The organism is Bacillus sp. 3103sda1 (genome assembly GCF_024159135.1).
GTDB lineage: Bacteria > Bacillota > Bacilli > Bacillales > Bacillaceae_G > Bacillus_A > Bacillus_A rhizoplanae.
In genome coordinates, this window is the sequence record NZ_JAMYWS010000001.1 from 3,064,974 (window position 1) to 3,082,265 (window position 17,292).

The window sequence follows — 17,292 nt, forward strand, 5'->3', positions numbered from 1 at the left end:
TCCTTTTTCCCACTTAATCCCTATTGTTTTTTGTAAAATACAAATTATTCTTATAATTCAAATATATAATACGTAGGTTGATGGGTCAACCGCACATTTTGAAAAGAGAAGAGAAATCATCCTCTTATAGATTTCTCTTCTCTCAATGAATCCCTTTGCTACTAGAGCTTCTATGGTTTTTATTGGCTTTTTTGCTCCAACCGGGATAAAATAGCCGCAAAGTTTTGTGTGAAATCAGAAAAAGCTTCATCTATTTCAGGTTGTGCTGAATTAGGATTTTTATATACATTTACAACTTTGTCCTTCAAAGTATTAAATCCTGAGCTGTCTAAACTTTTCTTTGAATAAGGCTTATCATCGAAAAGAGTCATTTTTTCGTAAGCAGCGGCTAATTTTGAAAAATCCGCAGCTCCTTCATTGTACTTATACAACTTTATTTCGGCAGCCGATGCAAATGTATTAGCTGGACTGCCATAAGTTTCCGTGATGTACAATCTGTAGAACTTGGCTTCAACTGGTTGATCGAACTTAATTAAAGTGCTTCCGCCATCCTGCATTTCTCCAGATTTCACAGTTTTCCAGCTGCCATCCTCGTTCGTATCCGAAACTTGCAATTCGTACTTTTTCACATTCCCGTTTCCGTTTCTGCTTACATACTCATAAGCGTCAACAGGTTTAACTTTTGGCATTTCAATGGTTAACCAATGAGGTGCTACAGGTCTTGCTCCATTGTACTGCGTGTGCCACCATGTAGAGGTTTTCCCATCTAATACATTAGTTGCCGGTCCTTCATTTTCCCCGGCTTTTTGCTCCTCTGAATCTGCAGATGCCTTAAATCCGGTTCTGTCCAATTCCTTATATCCAGGCGCTAAATTAAGATCTTCATAGGATTTTTTTGCCTCATCATACGCTGCTGCTTCATTTCTAATTTCTACATCTGCAATCTGCAGATTCGTCTTTTTACTGCCGAGGGTGATTTTTCCTTTTGGCAATGAGAATCTATCTTTAACGTATTTTGATGACAAGAGTTCACCATCTAAATAGAGCTTAATCATCCCATTTGCTTCTCTAACGGCCTTTACATCGTGCAGGGTTCCATCATTAACTTTCCCCTTAACCGTTTCATTGGTTGTGGTTGGTTTGTATTCTGTCGTTCCAAAAGTTCCAGTTGCCTTTTCAGCAACAGTCGTTACAGTCGTCTTTGAATTGACAACGTCGCCTCCTACAGTAAAGTTGAGATATCCGTTTTCGTCAATCGCAATGGAATAGGCACCTTCCTGGTTTAAAATGACTTGGTTATTACCTGAAGGTCGAAACTTAAATGAGATGGAAAAGTCGTCTGTTCCAACTAATGGAATTTGTTTCTTAAATTTATATTCTTTATGATTGATGCTGTACAAGTCAATATTTGCTTTTTCAAAATGAAAAGTCTCCAAACTTTCTCCATTTTCAACATCCGTTTTCTCCAGCAGCTTTGCCGCATAACCATTTACATACCCATAGAAATCCTTCTTGGCAGCAGTAGGAGTGCCCCAGATGTTTTCGACGTTGATGTCTACTTTGTTTTCCTTACCAATCTGTTTAGCATTGGTAACCTCAATGGATCGATAATCTTCCAAAATAGTGGCATCTGCAGGCTTACCATTAACAGTGATGGTTGGATTCTGAATTCTCTGATCAAATTTCACTCGCACAGTATTCTCTTTTGTATTCTTTACAGAGATAACCTTAGCAGGTGTCTGATCTTTGCTGGTAAATTGATAGATTCTTGACTCATGAGGGGCTAGGGTTACCGTTAACGTATTGCCATAGCTCATCTTCTCCACTTTGGTTTCATCAGCTCTTGGCAGAATCTGTACCATTTTTGCATTATCTAAATCTGTTGGAACACCTACAGTATTATCTAATGTCAGCGTATAGCTTTGTTCTTTATTGCTGGCATTTCTAAATGAAACAATTCCTTCGCCGCTGTTCCAAGCCGAATAGCCGTAAACTCCACCTTGATCTGGCCGCTTCCCAAATAGCTTTGCTTTTTCAAGCGTCTTCGAATGGCTTTCGGCCCACTCTAATACATCAGCTGTTATTCTCCATTTAGCATCATTCATCATACTCGGTGAAAAATACAATTCCCAGAACGCCGTTCCTCTTGTCGCATTAATCATCAAATAATTTCTAAAATCATCATCGGTAAATTTTATTCCTGCAGAAACTCCGTAAATCGGGTCATGATTATATACATTTTTCAATGGGAACTGCAAATCATTTTTCTTAAAAATGTTAAAGTAAACATTGTCTCTGTATGACATCATTTGTTCTGCCTGGGTTCCACCGTAGGTGCTCAAAAATCCATTGTCACCGGAGTCTTGAATCCAAATCGTATTCGCCCACTGCAGCAGCCACGGACTTGGGTTTACATAGCAGGTAAGGTTTAAAAATAGACCCCTGCCTTTTCCTTCCCTTTCTTGTCTCATGGCTTTAAAGGTATCAATCCATGTTTCCCAAAGATCTGATGTATAATACATATTGTGGTCGCCGCCAACCATGTGCTGATTGTCTTTATCGGCTGAAGGTCTCACAGCAAATCCATCTAGCTTCCAATATTCAATATCAAATCTGTTTTGATAATCCAAGAAGAGCTTCGTCAGATTGTTTACATATGTTTTGGAGCCTACGTCTACACTTTGCCAATAATCATTGGTCACATGTCCTGTGCCATTCTTTTCAAGAAACTTGGCAAACCCGCCAAAGTAATTGTAGCCGCCTTGAGGGCCAAGCCACAGTCCAAACGTTGAGCCAAACTTCTTTGCCATATCACTGGCCGGATATAATTCATTAGGAAATTTATTGTTGAATTCCCAGAATCCTGTTTTGTTATCATATGGCGCTTTCGTTTCCTGTCCAGCGGAGTTAACAGTTTCATAGGCATTCCAGCCATCATCCACAACATAGGAATCCAAAGGCTCTACTCCATTTTTGCTCAACTCTTTTTCCGTACCATAGAATGAATTGGCAATACTCTCATCTGTAATATCCATCATGTTGTCATACCAGGAATTATATTGCTTTCGAAATTCCGTCTTTGTAGCAATATCATTGATATAGGCGAAAAAGTCAGTTTGAACGACGTCTTTATCCGTTCCGGCTGCAGCACCCATGACACTATTCCAAGTCGTAAAGCTTCCATCCGTATTGAGCTGTTTGTCTTCTGCCAGTTTTTTGAAATTCTTACCTGAGTAATACCGCACCTGCATCGTGTTATTTACTACATCTGTGTCTGAGGCAGGAAATTCTGATCCAAAGAACATACCATTTGCATAAATTGGCTGCCCCAAAACTAATTCATATTTTCCAATCCACATGGAGGAAATATCATTTAGCGGCGGGTGATGGAATAGTCCTTCCACGTTTTTGGGCAGTGCAAATTGATCCACGTCGATGTAGTCGAAGGCGATATCTTTATTTGAAGATGAAATTTCAAGATTACTTCTTATATAAGGAGCATTATCCTCCACAAATACGTTGTACTTAATGGTCCATACCGAGTTATACTTTTCATACTTTTCAAACACGAATTGAATTCGTTTCCCCGTTTTGTATTTTTCTTCATTTACTTGTTTAATCGTTAATTCACTTGACTTAATCATTCTTTTATTCGTGTCTCCGGGATCTTTGTTGTCTTGTCGAGTGGTATCCTTAAACAAGTAAATTTCAGCACCGGTAAATGAAATATCATTTGTTAGTGCACCACTTAATTGAACAATCTTTACGTATCTTGCTGTTTTCGCCTCTGTTAAATTTCCATAGACCATATCTCCCACATTGTAGAGATTATCTACTTTGTGCAGGTTAAAATCTTTGGACGAAAATTCTCCCGTGCCTGCATCTGTCCAATTTTTCCCATCGCTGCTAACCTTAATTTCATATTTTCCTATTGTTCCATTGATCCCATATACCTGGTCTTGGAATCCTGGTCTTTTTTGATAGCCAAACGATCCAATTGTTTTTTCTTCCTTTAAATCAATTACGACTTCATATGGCCATGCCTTGTTTCCATCCGAAAAATCTACGTAAGTGTTGTTATCGCCATCTAGCATTTTCGCACCATCTTTGGCTTTTCCATTAGAATCGTAGACAGTTGCCGTCCAATTCGTTCGCTCAAGCTGAATTTTCGGTTTGTGTGCATCTGGCTCTTGAGGTGATTGATTCTCGGGGATCAAATGAATGGCAAAATCCTCCGAACCTCCTCCAGGAACCAAGTCCTTTCCAATTCTTTTGTTAGAGACTATTTTTGTCTTCAACTTGGAATCGGATATATCAATAACTCTTGTGATTGCATCATTTCCAATTTCTACTTTGTCCTTTGCTATGTTTACAAAGCTTGACCCGGCAGCTGAAACTTTTGTTGAACTTGAGTTACTGCCGATTGGGAGTATAACGCTCACCACAATAGCTGTAGATAAGAACATCGACAGCATCTTTTTCATATACATATTAATTTCCCCTCCAATCATAACAAAGATTATGTATTAGGGTTAACGGGTTAACCCTAACATCACTAAAGCAATAAGACACTTTTATTTTTATTTAGCTACATCAGCAGGATTCTTTGCAAAAACTTCTACCTCTGCAACAGACAACATAAGAGGCCCACTGTGCGATTCCTCAAAGTTAATCGATAACTTTGTAAATTTAGTTCCAATCGGTATAGCAGCCTCTGCTAAATCGAAAGTTACTGATTTATCGTCAAATTTGACACTTTTTGCACCTAAATCATACTCTTTTCCAGATTCAGTATATACTTTGGCACTTAGTGTTTTAATTTTGCCGTTCGTATATTGCGGGCGATTATAAACGATAAATTTAGTCAATTCTTGTGGTTTAGTAAAGTTAAAATCAACGGGTAACGGTAGTGAAATTCCTTCATTTCCAGTGAGGCTCCATTTCAATTCCGCCAATGAACTTTCACTTATCTCACCGTCAATCAACTTGGCAAAAGCTGCTGCACCGCCCTGCATCTTTTCCCCTTCACCAGTAACCATCATATCTTTATTCGATAATTGTAGTTCCTTTGCCTCTGGTTCTTGGCCAGGATTTAAAACCTCTCCTATTTTATCAATCGTGTCAAAGGCTGTATTAATCAGTAAGGACCTGGTTATCGGCATATCAAATTGAAGATCTTTCCTAGCCTTTAACTTAATCGTAGCTAATGTCTTCGTACCTTCTAATGTATTTTGTGTTCCCTTATTAGAAAATGCAGCCATAATTCGTTGTTCAGGCTTTCCAATCCCCGCAAGTAAGGAATAATTCAACATATTAGCAGTTTCATTGGAAGCTGAAACAATATTTTTACCGCAAGTCCCGTCAGGCTTACACTCTTTCACTAATTCATATTTGTTAGGGTCTAGTTTTAGTTCTAAGTTGAATGCATTAATATCCTGTAATCCTGCTCCTATTATTTCTACTGAAAATTCCTCTCCTGCTTTTAATTCCTGCTTACTAGGTCTAATATCCAATAATCCGGCAACCGGTTTGCCTGTTGCTTGAAGTGGTTTTTGACCCAATTGTGATGCTACATACATTAAATCGTATGCATCTATTACACCATTGAAATTAATATCCACCTTTGAAACCTGTTCCCAAGCTTCAGTTTGATCGACACCCATATAGCTGGCAAAGAAGAGCAGATCATCTTCATCAATGACCCCGTTCGGTATATTCTCACCTACAACCGTTCCTTCTGTTTTATCCTTTTTGTATGGCCTGAATTCCATTGCACTTCCAAAGCCGCCTACAGAGTCTGTAATGGTCAACTTAATATACCTTGCAGTAATATTTTTCTGAAAATCAATGACTTTCGTTTCGTCATTTCTCTCAAATTTTCCATCAGTGATGACGTTTTTATAAGTTTTTCCATCTAAACTTACGTCTAAATTGTATTTTAATATCGTACCATTCCCTGCATTTGGTCTTGGAACATACTCAAGCTTATCTAATTCATAAGCTAACTTCATATCAATCTCAAAGGTATGTGGCAATTTTTTGCCCTCTTCTTGCCATTTAGTATGCCACATTGTATCATCTTTTCCATCGACAGCTAGAGATGCTTCTTCCCCTGGCTGTTCACTATCTGCTTTTGCCGTCATATCCTTAGGGACATTCCTGTATCGGTCAAGCTTCGTTCTTATTTTGATCTCATCACTCCAGCCTGATGATCCTTTTGTATTCGTTGCTCTTATTCGATAAGAATGTTCTGTATCAGCTGTTAAGCCTGTATGGAGATAGAATGGTGCTTGCTGACTATCACTTGACTTAAACACATTTGTATGAACAATACCATCAATCATTAAATCATATATTGTATTCGAACCATCAACCTTATCCCAATTTAATTTAATATCTCGATCGGTAATGTTGGCCTCATCAGCATTAAGCCCCGATGGAATCGTTGGTACTTCTTTATCTACTACATCCTTCTTTTGAGTATTATCGAAGCCATCTACTGTAAAAGTTATTTTATTTTTCGTGATATCTGTTTTCCCTACCTTAATATAAAGCTTTGGTGATGTAATAATGTCAGTCTTTTCAAAAGGTGAGCCTTTTGTAGAATATTTGTTTAAGTTTGGATGTTCATTATAGAAGTACACGTTTTCTGAGTTGTTATATTCCTCTTCATTCGTAACTTTTCTTAATGGAACATCTTTGTTTCCAACCTTAACCGTTATATCCCTTGGATTTACACGTGTATTAACAATCACTTCTGTGCCCCTGTCTTTAACCATCCCTTTATAGCCTTTTCCTTTTGCGGTATCAACGGTTATAACAGCTTTTTCCTTGATTACCTTTGAAGTGACCTTCGTTGTTGTATTTTTCTTTTCCTTATACTCAACAGTTTTACCATCATCTTCATATAGAGTAAACTCTGATTTTCCCGATGGATAAACATCAAATATTCTATTTTCAGAACCATTTAATTCATTAATAGAATTATTTTTTGGTGCCATTGGAATAATTGCCCCAGCTTTAACAAATACAGGGGTCTTCCATAGTGGAGCGCTAAAGTTATGAAGAACCGAACCTCCCTGATATTGCTCACCTGTAAAATAATCGATCCAAATTTGATTTTTATCTGGAAGATAAATATCGTTCCTTACTTCAGCTGCATTAGAGTTTCCATCATATATTGGTGCTACTAATAGATTTGGCCCCCACATATATTGATATTGTGTTTGCGTCCCGTACGTATATGGATCATTCGGATATTCTAACATCATCCCTCGAATCATCGGCATGGATTTTGATGTGGATTCCTCAGCAATTGTGTAGATATAAGGCAGCATCTGTGACTTTAGATTTAAATACATTCTATTAATCGAAGCATAAGGTTCACCATAATTCCATGGATTTTTAGACTTACTATAATCATTACCTCCGGATGCCCAGCCGTCCATATCGATTTGGATAGGAGTGAATGCTTTCCATTGGAAATCACGTGTCTGTACTTTTGCATCTCCGCCAAATATACCATCCATATCTGAGCCAACATTTGGATTTCCTGATAAACCAGCGCCAATGTAAGTAGGGATATGCATTCTGATGTACTCCCAATTACCACCATATTGGTCGCCTGACCATAATGAAGCATAACGTTGAGTACCAGCCCACCCATCTAGCGAAATAACAAATGGACGTGCACCACCTGAATTCTCATCTTTTTGAATTCCTTCCGCTGCTTGGCGTGTAGCATTTAAGGCCATGGAATATCCTTGCCAAACCCATGCAACATCCGTCTTTATTGCTCTTACGCCTGCTTTAACTTCCCCGTCAAGGTCTCTGCGTAAAGGGCTATCCTCGGGTAAATTAGGGTCTGGATGGAGATTGCTTTGTGTCCATAAACCTACCTCTACTTTTTTGTCATTTGCTTTATCAACAAATTGCTTCAAATTATCCAATCCGCCATATCCGCATCCATAGCCGTCATTTGGTAACATCCATCCTAAAGGCATATCGTTATCTGCATATTGATTTAATGTATTTAATCCATTATTTAGGAGTGTTCGTTGATCCTTATGACCATTATGAGTTCCATTAAAACAATCTGCATGCCCTAAATAGAAACCGTATTTTGGCATAAGTGCCGGTTTCCCAGTTAATTCTGTATATTCGTTAATAATTTTTGGAATGGAATCATCTACAAAATAATAAGCATCAAATCTGTCTTCATTGTGAGTAAAGGTAGCCGTTTTGGTAAAATCATAAGCACCCGGCTTAAAAGTATTTCGCATGACTCCGTAGCCCTCAGTGCTTACATAGAATGGGACTGGACTTGATGCAGCTCCTGCATCCCAACCTCCCCCGATTGCAATATTTATGGAATTATTCTTATGGGCATAAAACCCATTCTGTTGACCTCCACCATAAAAATATTCACTTTCTTTTGTATCGAGGGTTTGAACAGTACTTCCGCTCGAATGTTTTAGCGGTTCACTTTCACTCCAAAGAATCTTTGCTCTTTTTTTATCGTACAGGCTCATCTTTGAAGTAGCTTTATCTACTCTTAACTCTAAAGCATTAGTAGATATTTTATAGACATTGTTATCTCCTTGATCGACCTCAATGTCAATTTCTCCATATTCCTTATTGTAATCGCTAACATTTTTGTTGATAATTTTCGTCTCATGCTCAGGGCTATTTGGAGTTGGATATTCTTCAAAAACACCCTTTGGGTCCAAATGCAATCGAAAAAGATTATTTTTTAGAAAGTTAATTTTAATTTTTTCTCCTGTTTCTAAGTCAAAGTATACGTTATTTCCTTCTTTCGTAACTTTAGTAATTTTACCTATAGTCTTATAGGTTTGATTGTCAGATACATTATTAATGGAGTACTCCTTTTTAATTGCAGTAGCAGATGCTGTTGGAAGCATAGTAAGCAACATACCCACTGATAAGGACAAGGTTACCAGTTTTTTAAACCTAGCTCGACGTCTTAGCATATTCTACCTCCGAATGTAATATTGGTTTACCGAAAATGAATTCCAATAGTCTTTAACTCTTCGTATGGATAATTGGCGTATCAATTCCTAGTGGATCCAATCGCAAGAGAAGAAAGACAGTCCCCTTAAAAACTTAAAAACTTGCAATTTGCCCTGTTTATGGGTAACGATCTTTTTTTGACTTGCAAAAAATCATTTATACCACCACCCCTTCTATATTTTTTATATATTTATATATCCCTAAATATATAAGCATAATTAAGTAAGACCTTTATAAAGTCTTAGTTTGAGGTTATATATGATGAAAAATGAAATTTGGTATACTAGCAGATCACGTAAAATCTATATTGATAGGAAATTTGCGATTGAGAAATGATCGTCGATGAATGTTAGAGGGATGTGTTGTCATTATCAATTTAGCCCTTTTTGTAATGCCTTTGCTGCCTACTGGGATGCATTTTCTGTTTTATTTCTAATGTAAGATCCATTCCCTCCCCTCTTTTAGTCTTAATTAAGGGAATTTTCTAACATTTATAATATATAATAAATCGGGTTGATGGGTCAACCCTTTAACATAAATATCCTAATAGGGGTAGTGTCTCATATGATTTGTCTCAAAAGTCTCATCGTTGTTAAATCATTCATTTTTAACCCTATAAATAGCTTAGCGCTGTAAATCTGCATTTCCCTGGCTACACCCCTTTTAGTATTTGAATAGGCTATTTTAATTTAAGTATAGCGATGTACTTAAAGAGGTCTTGAGTTTATGGTGCAAAAACCATTTGATAGAGACATAGAACCTACATAGACTGTTCAATAACAGATTATGTTGCAATTCCAAATAACTTATGTATGAATCCAACTTCATTTTGGGCAGACTTCACCTGTGGGTGAAGTCTGCCCTTTTTTCATCATATGTACAGCTTCAATACCACTCAATATAGAAGTGGCTGTTTCATACGACTTGAATCCTAACACGGAACGTACACGTTTCTTAATGAAACGGTGCTCCTGTTCCACAATGTTATTTAGATACCGAATTTGCTTCAACTACTTAAACAGAATTGTTTACACCCCATATGCCTTGGCCACGCATGAAGCACAAAAAAACGGATTCCAGCTATTGATTTAACCGTTTCTCATTGTTTACGGAATCGGCTAAATTTCTTCCAAGGCGGACAAAACTCTGCTGTATAGAAATACGCATTTTCTATAGGAAGATTCAATTGTTGAGCAATATCATAAATCGTTGTCAAATCGATCGGGCGTATGCCCAAATCAATCACTTTACCAATCGTCTCCGGGACAAGTTCTTCTAATCCATGAGTAACCGCCACATCGATGCCCTCAAGTACAGGCCTTTCTGCTGGCTGCGGAACATATGGAATAAAGCGCAAATGATCAAACCCCAGACGATTCAAAAGCTCAATGGCATCTACAATCGTGTCCATACTGTTCGAGACAAATAGACATTGGGTTCCCGGAGCTAAATCCATCAGTTGTTCGAGCTTTGGCAAATGAACCGTTCTTCTGGCAAACAGTGTCCGCTCATGGAGTAGTTTCGGTAAACGATCCAATATACTTTCGGCGGAAACTAGAATCAGTTCACACTCATCCACTAATTTGCTATCCAGCTCCTCGTGCTCATGAACGGTATAAATCTGAATATTGGTACCGAAAAACATTCTCAGGTTAGTCTCAAAGGTTTGTGCTAGCTTTTCCCCTCTTGTTAGCAGTAAAATACTTGATCTCCCCATTTTCCTCTCCTCTTAAAATCCCTTTTTTAGAATAATAATAACCTAAAAACAACCTAAAACTATAAATAAAAAACTCCTATCAGAGTATTTCAAGGAAACTAGACCGCTATTAGAGGACGTTTTTTATCCCGATCGGAAAATTCGTTCGTTTTTCACGCTGTTTCTAATTTAAATTTTCCTATGCAAAAAAAATGCAAGTACCAAACCTGGAGTTGCATTTTTTTATTAAAATTATAATTTACGAAGAAGGTGGGCAATCAAAGCGGCCCTAGCGGGAAGTTGATTGATTTCAATATGCTCATGTTCGGCATGGTTACCTTCTCCCACTGGGCCTAACCCATCTAGCGTTGGAATGCCTAATGCAGAAGTGAAATTCCCATCACTACCCCCACCCACTGATTCCTCAGTCAAGTGAAACCCTAATTCAGATGAACATGTTTTTGCCAGATTAAACAATTTTTCATTTTGAGCTGTTCTTTCCATAGGCGGGCGGACAACTCCACCTGAAACCTGTAAGGATATCCCTTCTAGATGCGGCTTTAGCCCATAAATGATTTCTGAAACACGCTCCCCCTCACCGAGCTGGCTGATTCGCAGATCCACAGCCAGTTCCGCTTGTTCTGCTACCACATTTTCAGAGCTTCCGCCTTGTACCACGCCGACATTTAGAGTTGTATCCGACCCATAATCGGTAAGTGAGTGCAAGAATAAAATCTGATGAGCCATTTCCTGTATCGCGCTAATTCCATTCTGATGATCCTGCCCTGCATGCGCTGCTTTTCCTTTAATCTTGATCGAAAACTTGCCAACTCCTTTTCGGGCTGTTTTAAGTGCACCTGTATGTGGTGCTGCTGGCTCCGGAACGAGAACAACCTCGCTCTTTAAAGCTTCACGTTCAATCAATGCTCTAGACGTTTTGCTTCCAAGCTCTTCATCGCCAGTGCAAAGGAAAACGATCTTTTTGTTTAAGGAAATTCCCAACTCACGGCAGGCTTTCAGCGCCCAAAGAGCTTGGATAATTCCTCCTTTCATATCCAGGATGCCCGGCCCATACGCCTTGTCTCCTTCTACTCGGTAGGAAAGCCTTCCCACCTCCCAGACAGTGTCAAAATGGCATATGATTAAGATTTGGGCATCGCCTTCCCCATAACTAAACCGCAGTTGATTCCCCGCATGCTCTTGGGGAATCACTTCCCCTTCAACGTCAAGATGCTTCTTAAACAGCTGTTGAATCACTTCTCCACATTGATCCACCCGTACTTTCGAATGCGAAGGCGATTCAGCTAGCACAAGTGTTTTTAGATCCTCCATGATCTCTTCTTGGTGTTGTTTTAAATATTCTAGTACTTTATCCATATTTGGAGTCTCCTTTATTTATCGTTAATTTCTTAGAAAGGTCCCCAGTTGATCATCATACCGATAATGATGAAAATACATGAGAGAACAAACCAAACCGCCGTTAATGGAAGCATGAACTTCAGCCATTTTCCATAAGAGATACCACTCATTGCTAGTACACCCATCAGCACACCGGATGTCGGATTAATTGTGTTTACTACTCCTTCCCCAAGCATAACCGCCTGGACAGTTACTTGACGCGTAATATGCAGCAAATCTGCCAAAGGGACAAGAATCGGCATCAACACAGTAGATTCCCCGGAACCGGAAGAAATCAAAAAGTGCAGAGCCGCACTTCCAACAAACATTCCAATCGAACCGGCAATCGGAGATAACGGTTCAAGGAGTTTTGTCAATACATTGACGATGGTATCTAATATCCTTGCATCCTCAAGGATTATGCCTACTGCTCTGGCCATCCCCACGATGAGAGCACCATAGACCATTTGTTTACAGCCTTGAATAAATGTAAATGCAATATCATTTGCACTCATTCGCGCGATTAAACCAACGCCAATGGCAATAAAAATGAAAAGACCAGCCATTTCATTTTCCGTCCATTTAAATACCTGAGAGAAAATTATAAAACCTAATAAAGATAATCCCGCAAACGATAAAATTAGCTTTTGCTGCAAGGAAACCGTTACCGTAGTCGCTACTTCATCACCTTTCTCTGCAATCTCAGAAGCGAACGATTCTGGACCGAGGATACTCTTGTTTGGGTCTTTTCGAATTTTGCGTGCATACATATATATGTATATAATAGTAGCAGCCAGAAACGCTAGGTAGATAATGACCCGGTAGCCCATTCCCGAGAAAAGCGGAAGGTGGGCAATACGCTGGGATAGTCCAAGCGTTTGAGGAGCAAAAACAGGTACGTTCCAACCAGCATAGGTTCCTAGATAAATAAGGGCAACGCCGAAAATAGGATCCAATTTCAACTCACGTGCGACAAGTAATCCTAATGGAATGAAAGCGATTACAGCGTTGGTTATAATCCCAGTTGTTCCTAAAACTGAAAATATCAATCCTACAGGGATAATTAAAAATAGCAAGCGATTTCTGAGTCGGATAAGGGTGGACTTAAGAAACGCATCGATCGCACCCGATTTTTCAATGATAGCTAAAGCTCCGCTTGTAAATAGGATAAGGAAAATAATCGGTGCGCCTTTCACCATTCCGTTTTGGATCGTAGTAAAGAAATCTACGAAACCAGTGGGATTTGAAGCAACATGGTGATAGCTTCCAGGCACCGTCATGGAAATATCCCCCTTTTTTATCTTTGCAAATTGACCTGCCGGTAAAATGTATGTCGCAATAGCGCAGATCAATGCAACAAAAAACAATAGAACATAAGCGTCAGGCTGTAGGAATTTTCTTTTCCTCTCCGCTTTCTCCTGACCGGCTGTCTTTTCAACTGCTATCTCTTTCCTAATAGATTGCATGAAGTTTCCCCCAATTCCAAAATTCTTTTTTCATCTTGCTCCTCTTCTTTCCTTTGGAGCTTTGAACCCCTTATTTTGATTGACTCTTCAGTAAGTCATCCCCCTCATTTCATCGCGTTATAAAATTCAGAACTTACAATTTCTTATCAAGCAAGAATCATGCCAATTTTAAATACTACGAATATTCTATTAAATACTAATATTCGGTCAGTTTATAGGTTGTTTTATTGGTTATCGGATAACCTAGAATATAACCATTATTATATTATGAACAAAGTTCATAAAAACAGATTATATCCTATAAAGGGATAAGGCTCCACTTGCACGTGCATGTGCCTGATTGTTGAATTAGCTAATTTACAATCAGTGTCTAATTCATCTTTTATCTTTGTGGTTCATTCAAAATAAAAAAACTACGGGCATTTTTTATTCAAATATTCTTTTTCATGCCACAGTGTTGACACTCCCGCAAAAACTTGAAGTTCTTCATTGAAGACTTGAACTTAGCCTGACCACAGTTATCACAGCGGTCGCTGACATGATTATCAAGACCTAAATCGTAAAAAGTCATAAAAAATAAAGGATGTTACATATTATAGACTAATATGTGACATCCTTTTACTTCTTGTTCAACAAACGCGCCCTATAATGGAATAACAAAATAGAGAAATAGATACAACTTAGCTTATTTTTCTTCAAGTAACGCACCCGTTAGCTGAAGTGCAATCCTTCACATTCTAATTTCTTATTAAATCAGTAAAAGACAAAATTCTTAAACCATCAATTTGTTTCTGTCATTCTAAATTTCCGTAGAGTTTTAATGAGCTCACTTCAATTTCATTCTTTATAGGATTTGCGCCTTTATTACTTAGATTAGGCTCAAAAAATCAGATATTAATTCTGTTTTACTTGCATAATTAACAACATAATAAAGGAAAGTAAAACAATTGAAAGAACCCATAGCCAGGCCATCTTCATATTTCCAGAATCAATAGCTAGATAAATCGCTGTTGGAACCGTCTGGGTCTCTCCTGGAATATTACCTGCAAACATTAATGTTGCGCCAAATTCACCGAGAATCCTGGCAAAACTTAAGATACTTCCTGAGACAATGGCTTTTAAAGATAAAGGGATAGAAATAAAGAAAAAGACTTGCCATTCATTAGCCCCACACACTCGAGCTGCATCTTCAATATCGTGATCTATCCCTTGGAAACCAGTCTTTGCTGATTGATACATAAGTGGGAAGGCTACAACAATCGACGCGAGAACAGCTGCCCACCATGTAAAAATAACAGGTTGCTTAAAAATCCATTCAATAGCTTTTCCAAGTATACTTTGCTTACCAAAGATAATAATCAAAAAGAATCCCACAACAGTAGGAGGGAGAACTAAAGGAAGCATTAGGATCGTTTCTACTATTACTTTTCCTTTAAATGACTTTTGAGATAATACTCGCCCCACCACAGTTCCTAAAATAATAACAACGAGTCCAGATATGATGGCGATTTTAAAGGACAACTGCAGCGGTGTTAGGAATTCTTGAATCATTTAATCTCCTCAATTCGATGTAAAACCATATTTCTCTAAAGTCTTCATAGCATATTTACTTTGAAGAAACTTGTAAAACTCCATCGCTTCCGTACGATGTTTCGTATCCTTAATGATACCAACAGGATAAATGATAGGTGTGTGAGTTTGTTTATCTGCTGTTGCTACAATGTTAACTTTATTCGAAGAAAGAGCATCTGTTTTATAAACGACTCCAGCATCTACATTTCCTGTTTCTACATATGAAAGAACCTGACGTACATCTTTTGCGTATACAACCTTTGATTCAATGCCCGTCCATATTTTCATATTTTCAAACAACTCTTTTGCGTACTGACCAGCGGGTACTGATTCAGGCGTCCCAATTGAAATCCTTTTAACTTCTTTTTTTGTTAAATCCCCAAAGTTTTTCACACTAGAAGCTGTATCCTTAGGAACAACTAACACAAGCTCATTTCCAACTAAATCAACACCATCTTCTTTAGAAATTAATCCATCCTTAACTAGCGCATCAAATTTATCTTTTGCAGCTGAGAAAAATAAATCTACTGGTGCTCCCTGTGCAATTTGTTGTTGCAATGATCCGGAAGCTCCAAAATTAAATTTTAACTTTATATTGGAATGATCTTTCTCAAACGTTTTTTGAAGTTCTACAAGAGCGTCTTGCAAACTCGTAGCAGCAGATATAGTTAACTCTACTTTTTCTTTTTTCTCTCCAGTAACTTTTTGATTATTTGACTTACTGCTTGTATCTAAATTACCAGAACAACCAACGACGATCGCGACTGCAGCTACCAAAAAAAACACTGTTGTAAGTAACCTTTTCAATCCCTTTTTCATTTCTTTCACCTACTTTTCGTTATAACATGTCATATTATAAGGTTCCACGATTACACTAACCAAAAAAGTTTCTCTCAATAATTTTGGCATCAAATTGAAAAACAACGATTAATCCTAGATATAAAGCATATAAATTCAAAAACCAATCTTTATTATTATTCCTCGTAGCTAAGCACTTAAATATTTCCTGAAATTGTTTTCGTTCATCTGAAGTAACAATTGGGCGTACTCCAAAATATTTCAAAACAAAATCAAATTTAAGATGAACAGCCAACGATAGCATATCTTTTAAAATCTCAATATACCATTCAATATCTTTTTCATTATAGAGTTTTACCAGTTTATCATGTAGCTCAGGAACAAATGACTCTGCATCAATTCCTTTTGTCTCTATTGTATCTATCATCTTTTTGATATCCATGTGGTTCAACCTTTCCGAAAAGCTAACTAAGGAAAACGCAAGTTAAATACTGCTGTTAATTCTATTAATTAACTTATAAGTAACATTAATTGTTCATTTCTTTTCTCCCGCTCTTCTTTAGATGCTAGGTCGTACTTTTTTAAAAGGTGAAATAGCTCATTTAATATTTGCTGTGAATGATTGCTCTTTAGAAATTCATGTAAGTCCTTAACCAAAAATTCGGATAAGAAGCATTGTTGAGTTTCAAGTTTATTGATTACATCTTCAGAAGAATGATTTACATTACACATTCCCATTAAAATCCCTCCTTAAAAAATCTATATACAAATCATCATCTTCTAGCTGAAAAACCTGATAATGCTTGAGTTCCTTACTATCCAATTTCACATGACTTATTACACACCGGACATTAATTAGTGAATTAAGTAACGAAAGATCGTCCTCACCTCGGATTAAAACAACTTTAGGATAAGACTTTTTCTTATATCCCTCTACGAAAATGACATCTACAGAAAAACAATGATATAACTTAATCATTTCCTCGAGATTCCAATTATCAAACTTAGCACGTAGCTGTAAGACTCCATCTCCTTCCACACTAGAAACTACAGCACCTGCTACATGATAACGCATACTGTCTTTCGAGCTTAATTCATGATCTGGAGTTCCTCCATGACCATGATGTTTGATTGATGCAGCCTTTAATCCGTCTTTACTAGCTCTAAAAATTAATTTTTCTGTGAGCGTTGTTTTGCCACTGTTTTGGAATCCTACAATCTGCAGGATGGGACAATTTTTTCCCACGGTCATTCACTTCCTTAAATTTCTGTTTTCGTTTTATCTTCATAAGAAATAATCGCCGATTCCATTCATAAGAAACGAAAAGTTAT

10 protein-coding genes and 2 pseudogenes are annotated in these 17,292 nt (G+C 37.7%); all 12 read right to left on the minus strand.

The features are described 5' to 3' along the window. Positions 1-179: 179 nt before the first annotated feature. The 12 genes and pseudogenes from NKR74_RS15310 to mobB all read right to left on the minus strand — a co-directional run bounded on the left by NKR74_RS15310 (position 180) and on the right by mobB (position 17,212). The gene (locus tag NKR74_RS15310) at positions 180-4,490 is read right to left on the minus strand and encodes a discoidin domain-containing protein (RefSeq protein ID WP_253630156.1); all 4,311 of its coding nucleotides are present in this window, start codon (positions 4,488-4,490) and stop codon (positions 180-182) included. 90 nt (positions 4,491-4,580) lie between these two features. Next, positions 4,581-8,990, minus strand: a complete 4,410-nt coding sequence (locus NKR74_RS15315) for a discoidin domain-containing protein (protein WP_253630157.1) — start codon at positions 8,988-8,990, stop codon at positions 4,581-4,583. Between the two features lie 824 nt (positions 8,991-9,814). Next, positions 9,815-10,040: pseudogene (locus tag NKR74_RS15320) on the minus strand (DDE-type integrase/transposase/recombinase); the annotation flags it as partial. Positions 10,041-10,129: 89 nt separating this feature from the next. Continuing rightward, positions 10,130-10,747 (minus strand): hypothetical protein, encoded by a 618-nt coding sequence (locus NKR74_RS15325; protein WP_253630158.1) that lies wholly within the window; start codon positions 10,745-10,747, stop codon positions 10,130-10,132. Between the two features lie 231 nt (positions 10,748-10,978). Beyond that, a complete protein-coding gene (locus NKR74_RS15330; RefSeq protein WP_253630159.1) occupies positions 10,979-12,103 on the minus strand; it encodes a M20 family metallopeptidase in 1,125 nt (374 codons plus the stop codon). Between the two features lie 32 nt (positions 12,104-12,135). Next, positions 12,136-13,590, minus strand: a complete 1,455-nt coding sequence (locus NKR74_RS15335; RefSeq protein ID WP_253630160.1) for a YfcC family protein — start codon at positions 13,588-13,590, stop codon at positions 12,136-12,138. Positions 13,591-14,020: 430 nt separating this feature from the next. Next, positions 14,021-14,125: pseudogene (locus NKR74_RS24160) on the minus strand (DUF8096 family protein); the annotation flags it as partial. Positions 14,126-14,484: 359 nt separating this feature from the next. Beyond that, a complete protein-coding gene (gene modB, locus NKR74_RS15340; protein ID WP_253630161.1) occupies positions 14,485-15,141 on the minus strand; it encodes a molybdate ABC transporter permease subunit in 657 nt (218 codons plus the stop codon). 9 nt (positions 15,142-15,150) lie between these two features. Beyond that, a complete protein-coding gene (gene modA, locus NKR74_RS15345) occupies positions 15,151-15,969 on the minus strand; it encodes a molybdate ABC transporter substrate-binding protein (protein WP_375337705.1) in 819 nt (272 codons plus the stop codon). A gap of 67 nt (positions 15,970-16,036) precedes the next feature. Further along, positions 16,037-16,402: a hypothetical protein gene (locus NKR74_RS15350; RefSeq protein ID WP_253630163.1), complete on the minus strand. Its 366-nt coding sequence runs from the start codon at positions 16,400-16,402 to the stop codon at positions 16,037-16,039. Positions 16,403-16,470: 68 nt separating this feature from the next. Beyond that, entirely contained in the window at positions 16,471-16,692 is a 222-nt protein-coding gene (locus NKR74_RS15355) for a hypothetical protein (RefSeq protein WP_375337706.1), read from the minus strand. After that, on the minus strand, positions 16,685-17,212 hold the full coding sequence (mobB, locus tag NKR74_RS15360; RefSeq protein WP_253630165.1) for a molybdopterin-guanine dinucleotide biosynthesis protein B: 528 nt from the start codon (positions 17,210-17,212) through the stop codon (positions 16,685-16,687). The genes NKR74_RS15355 and mobB overlap by 8 nt, the downstream gene beginning before the upstream one ends. Positions 17,213-17,292: the final 80 nt, after the last annotated feature.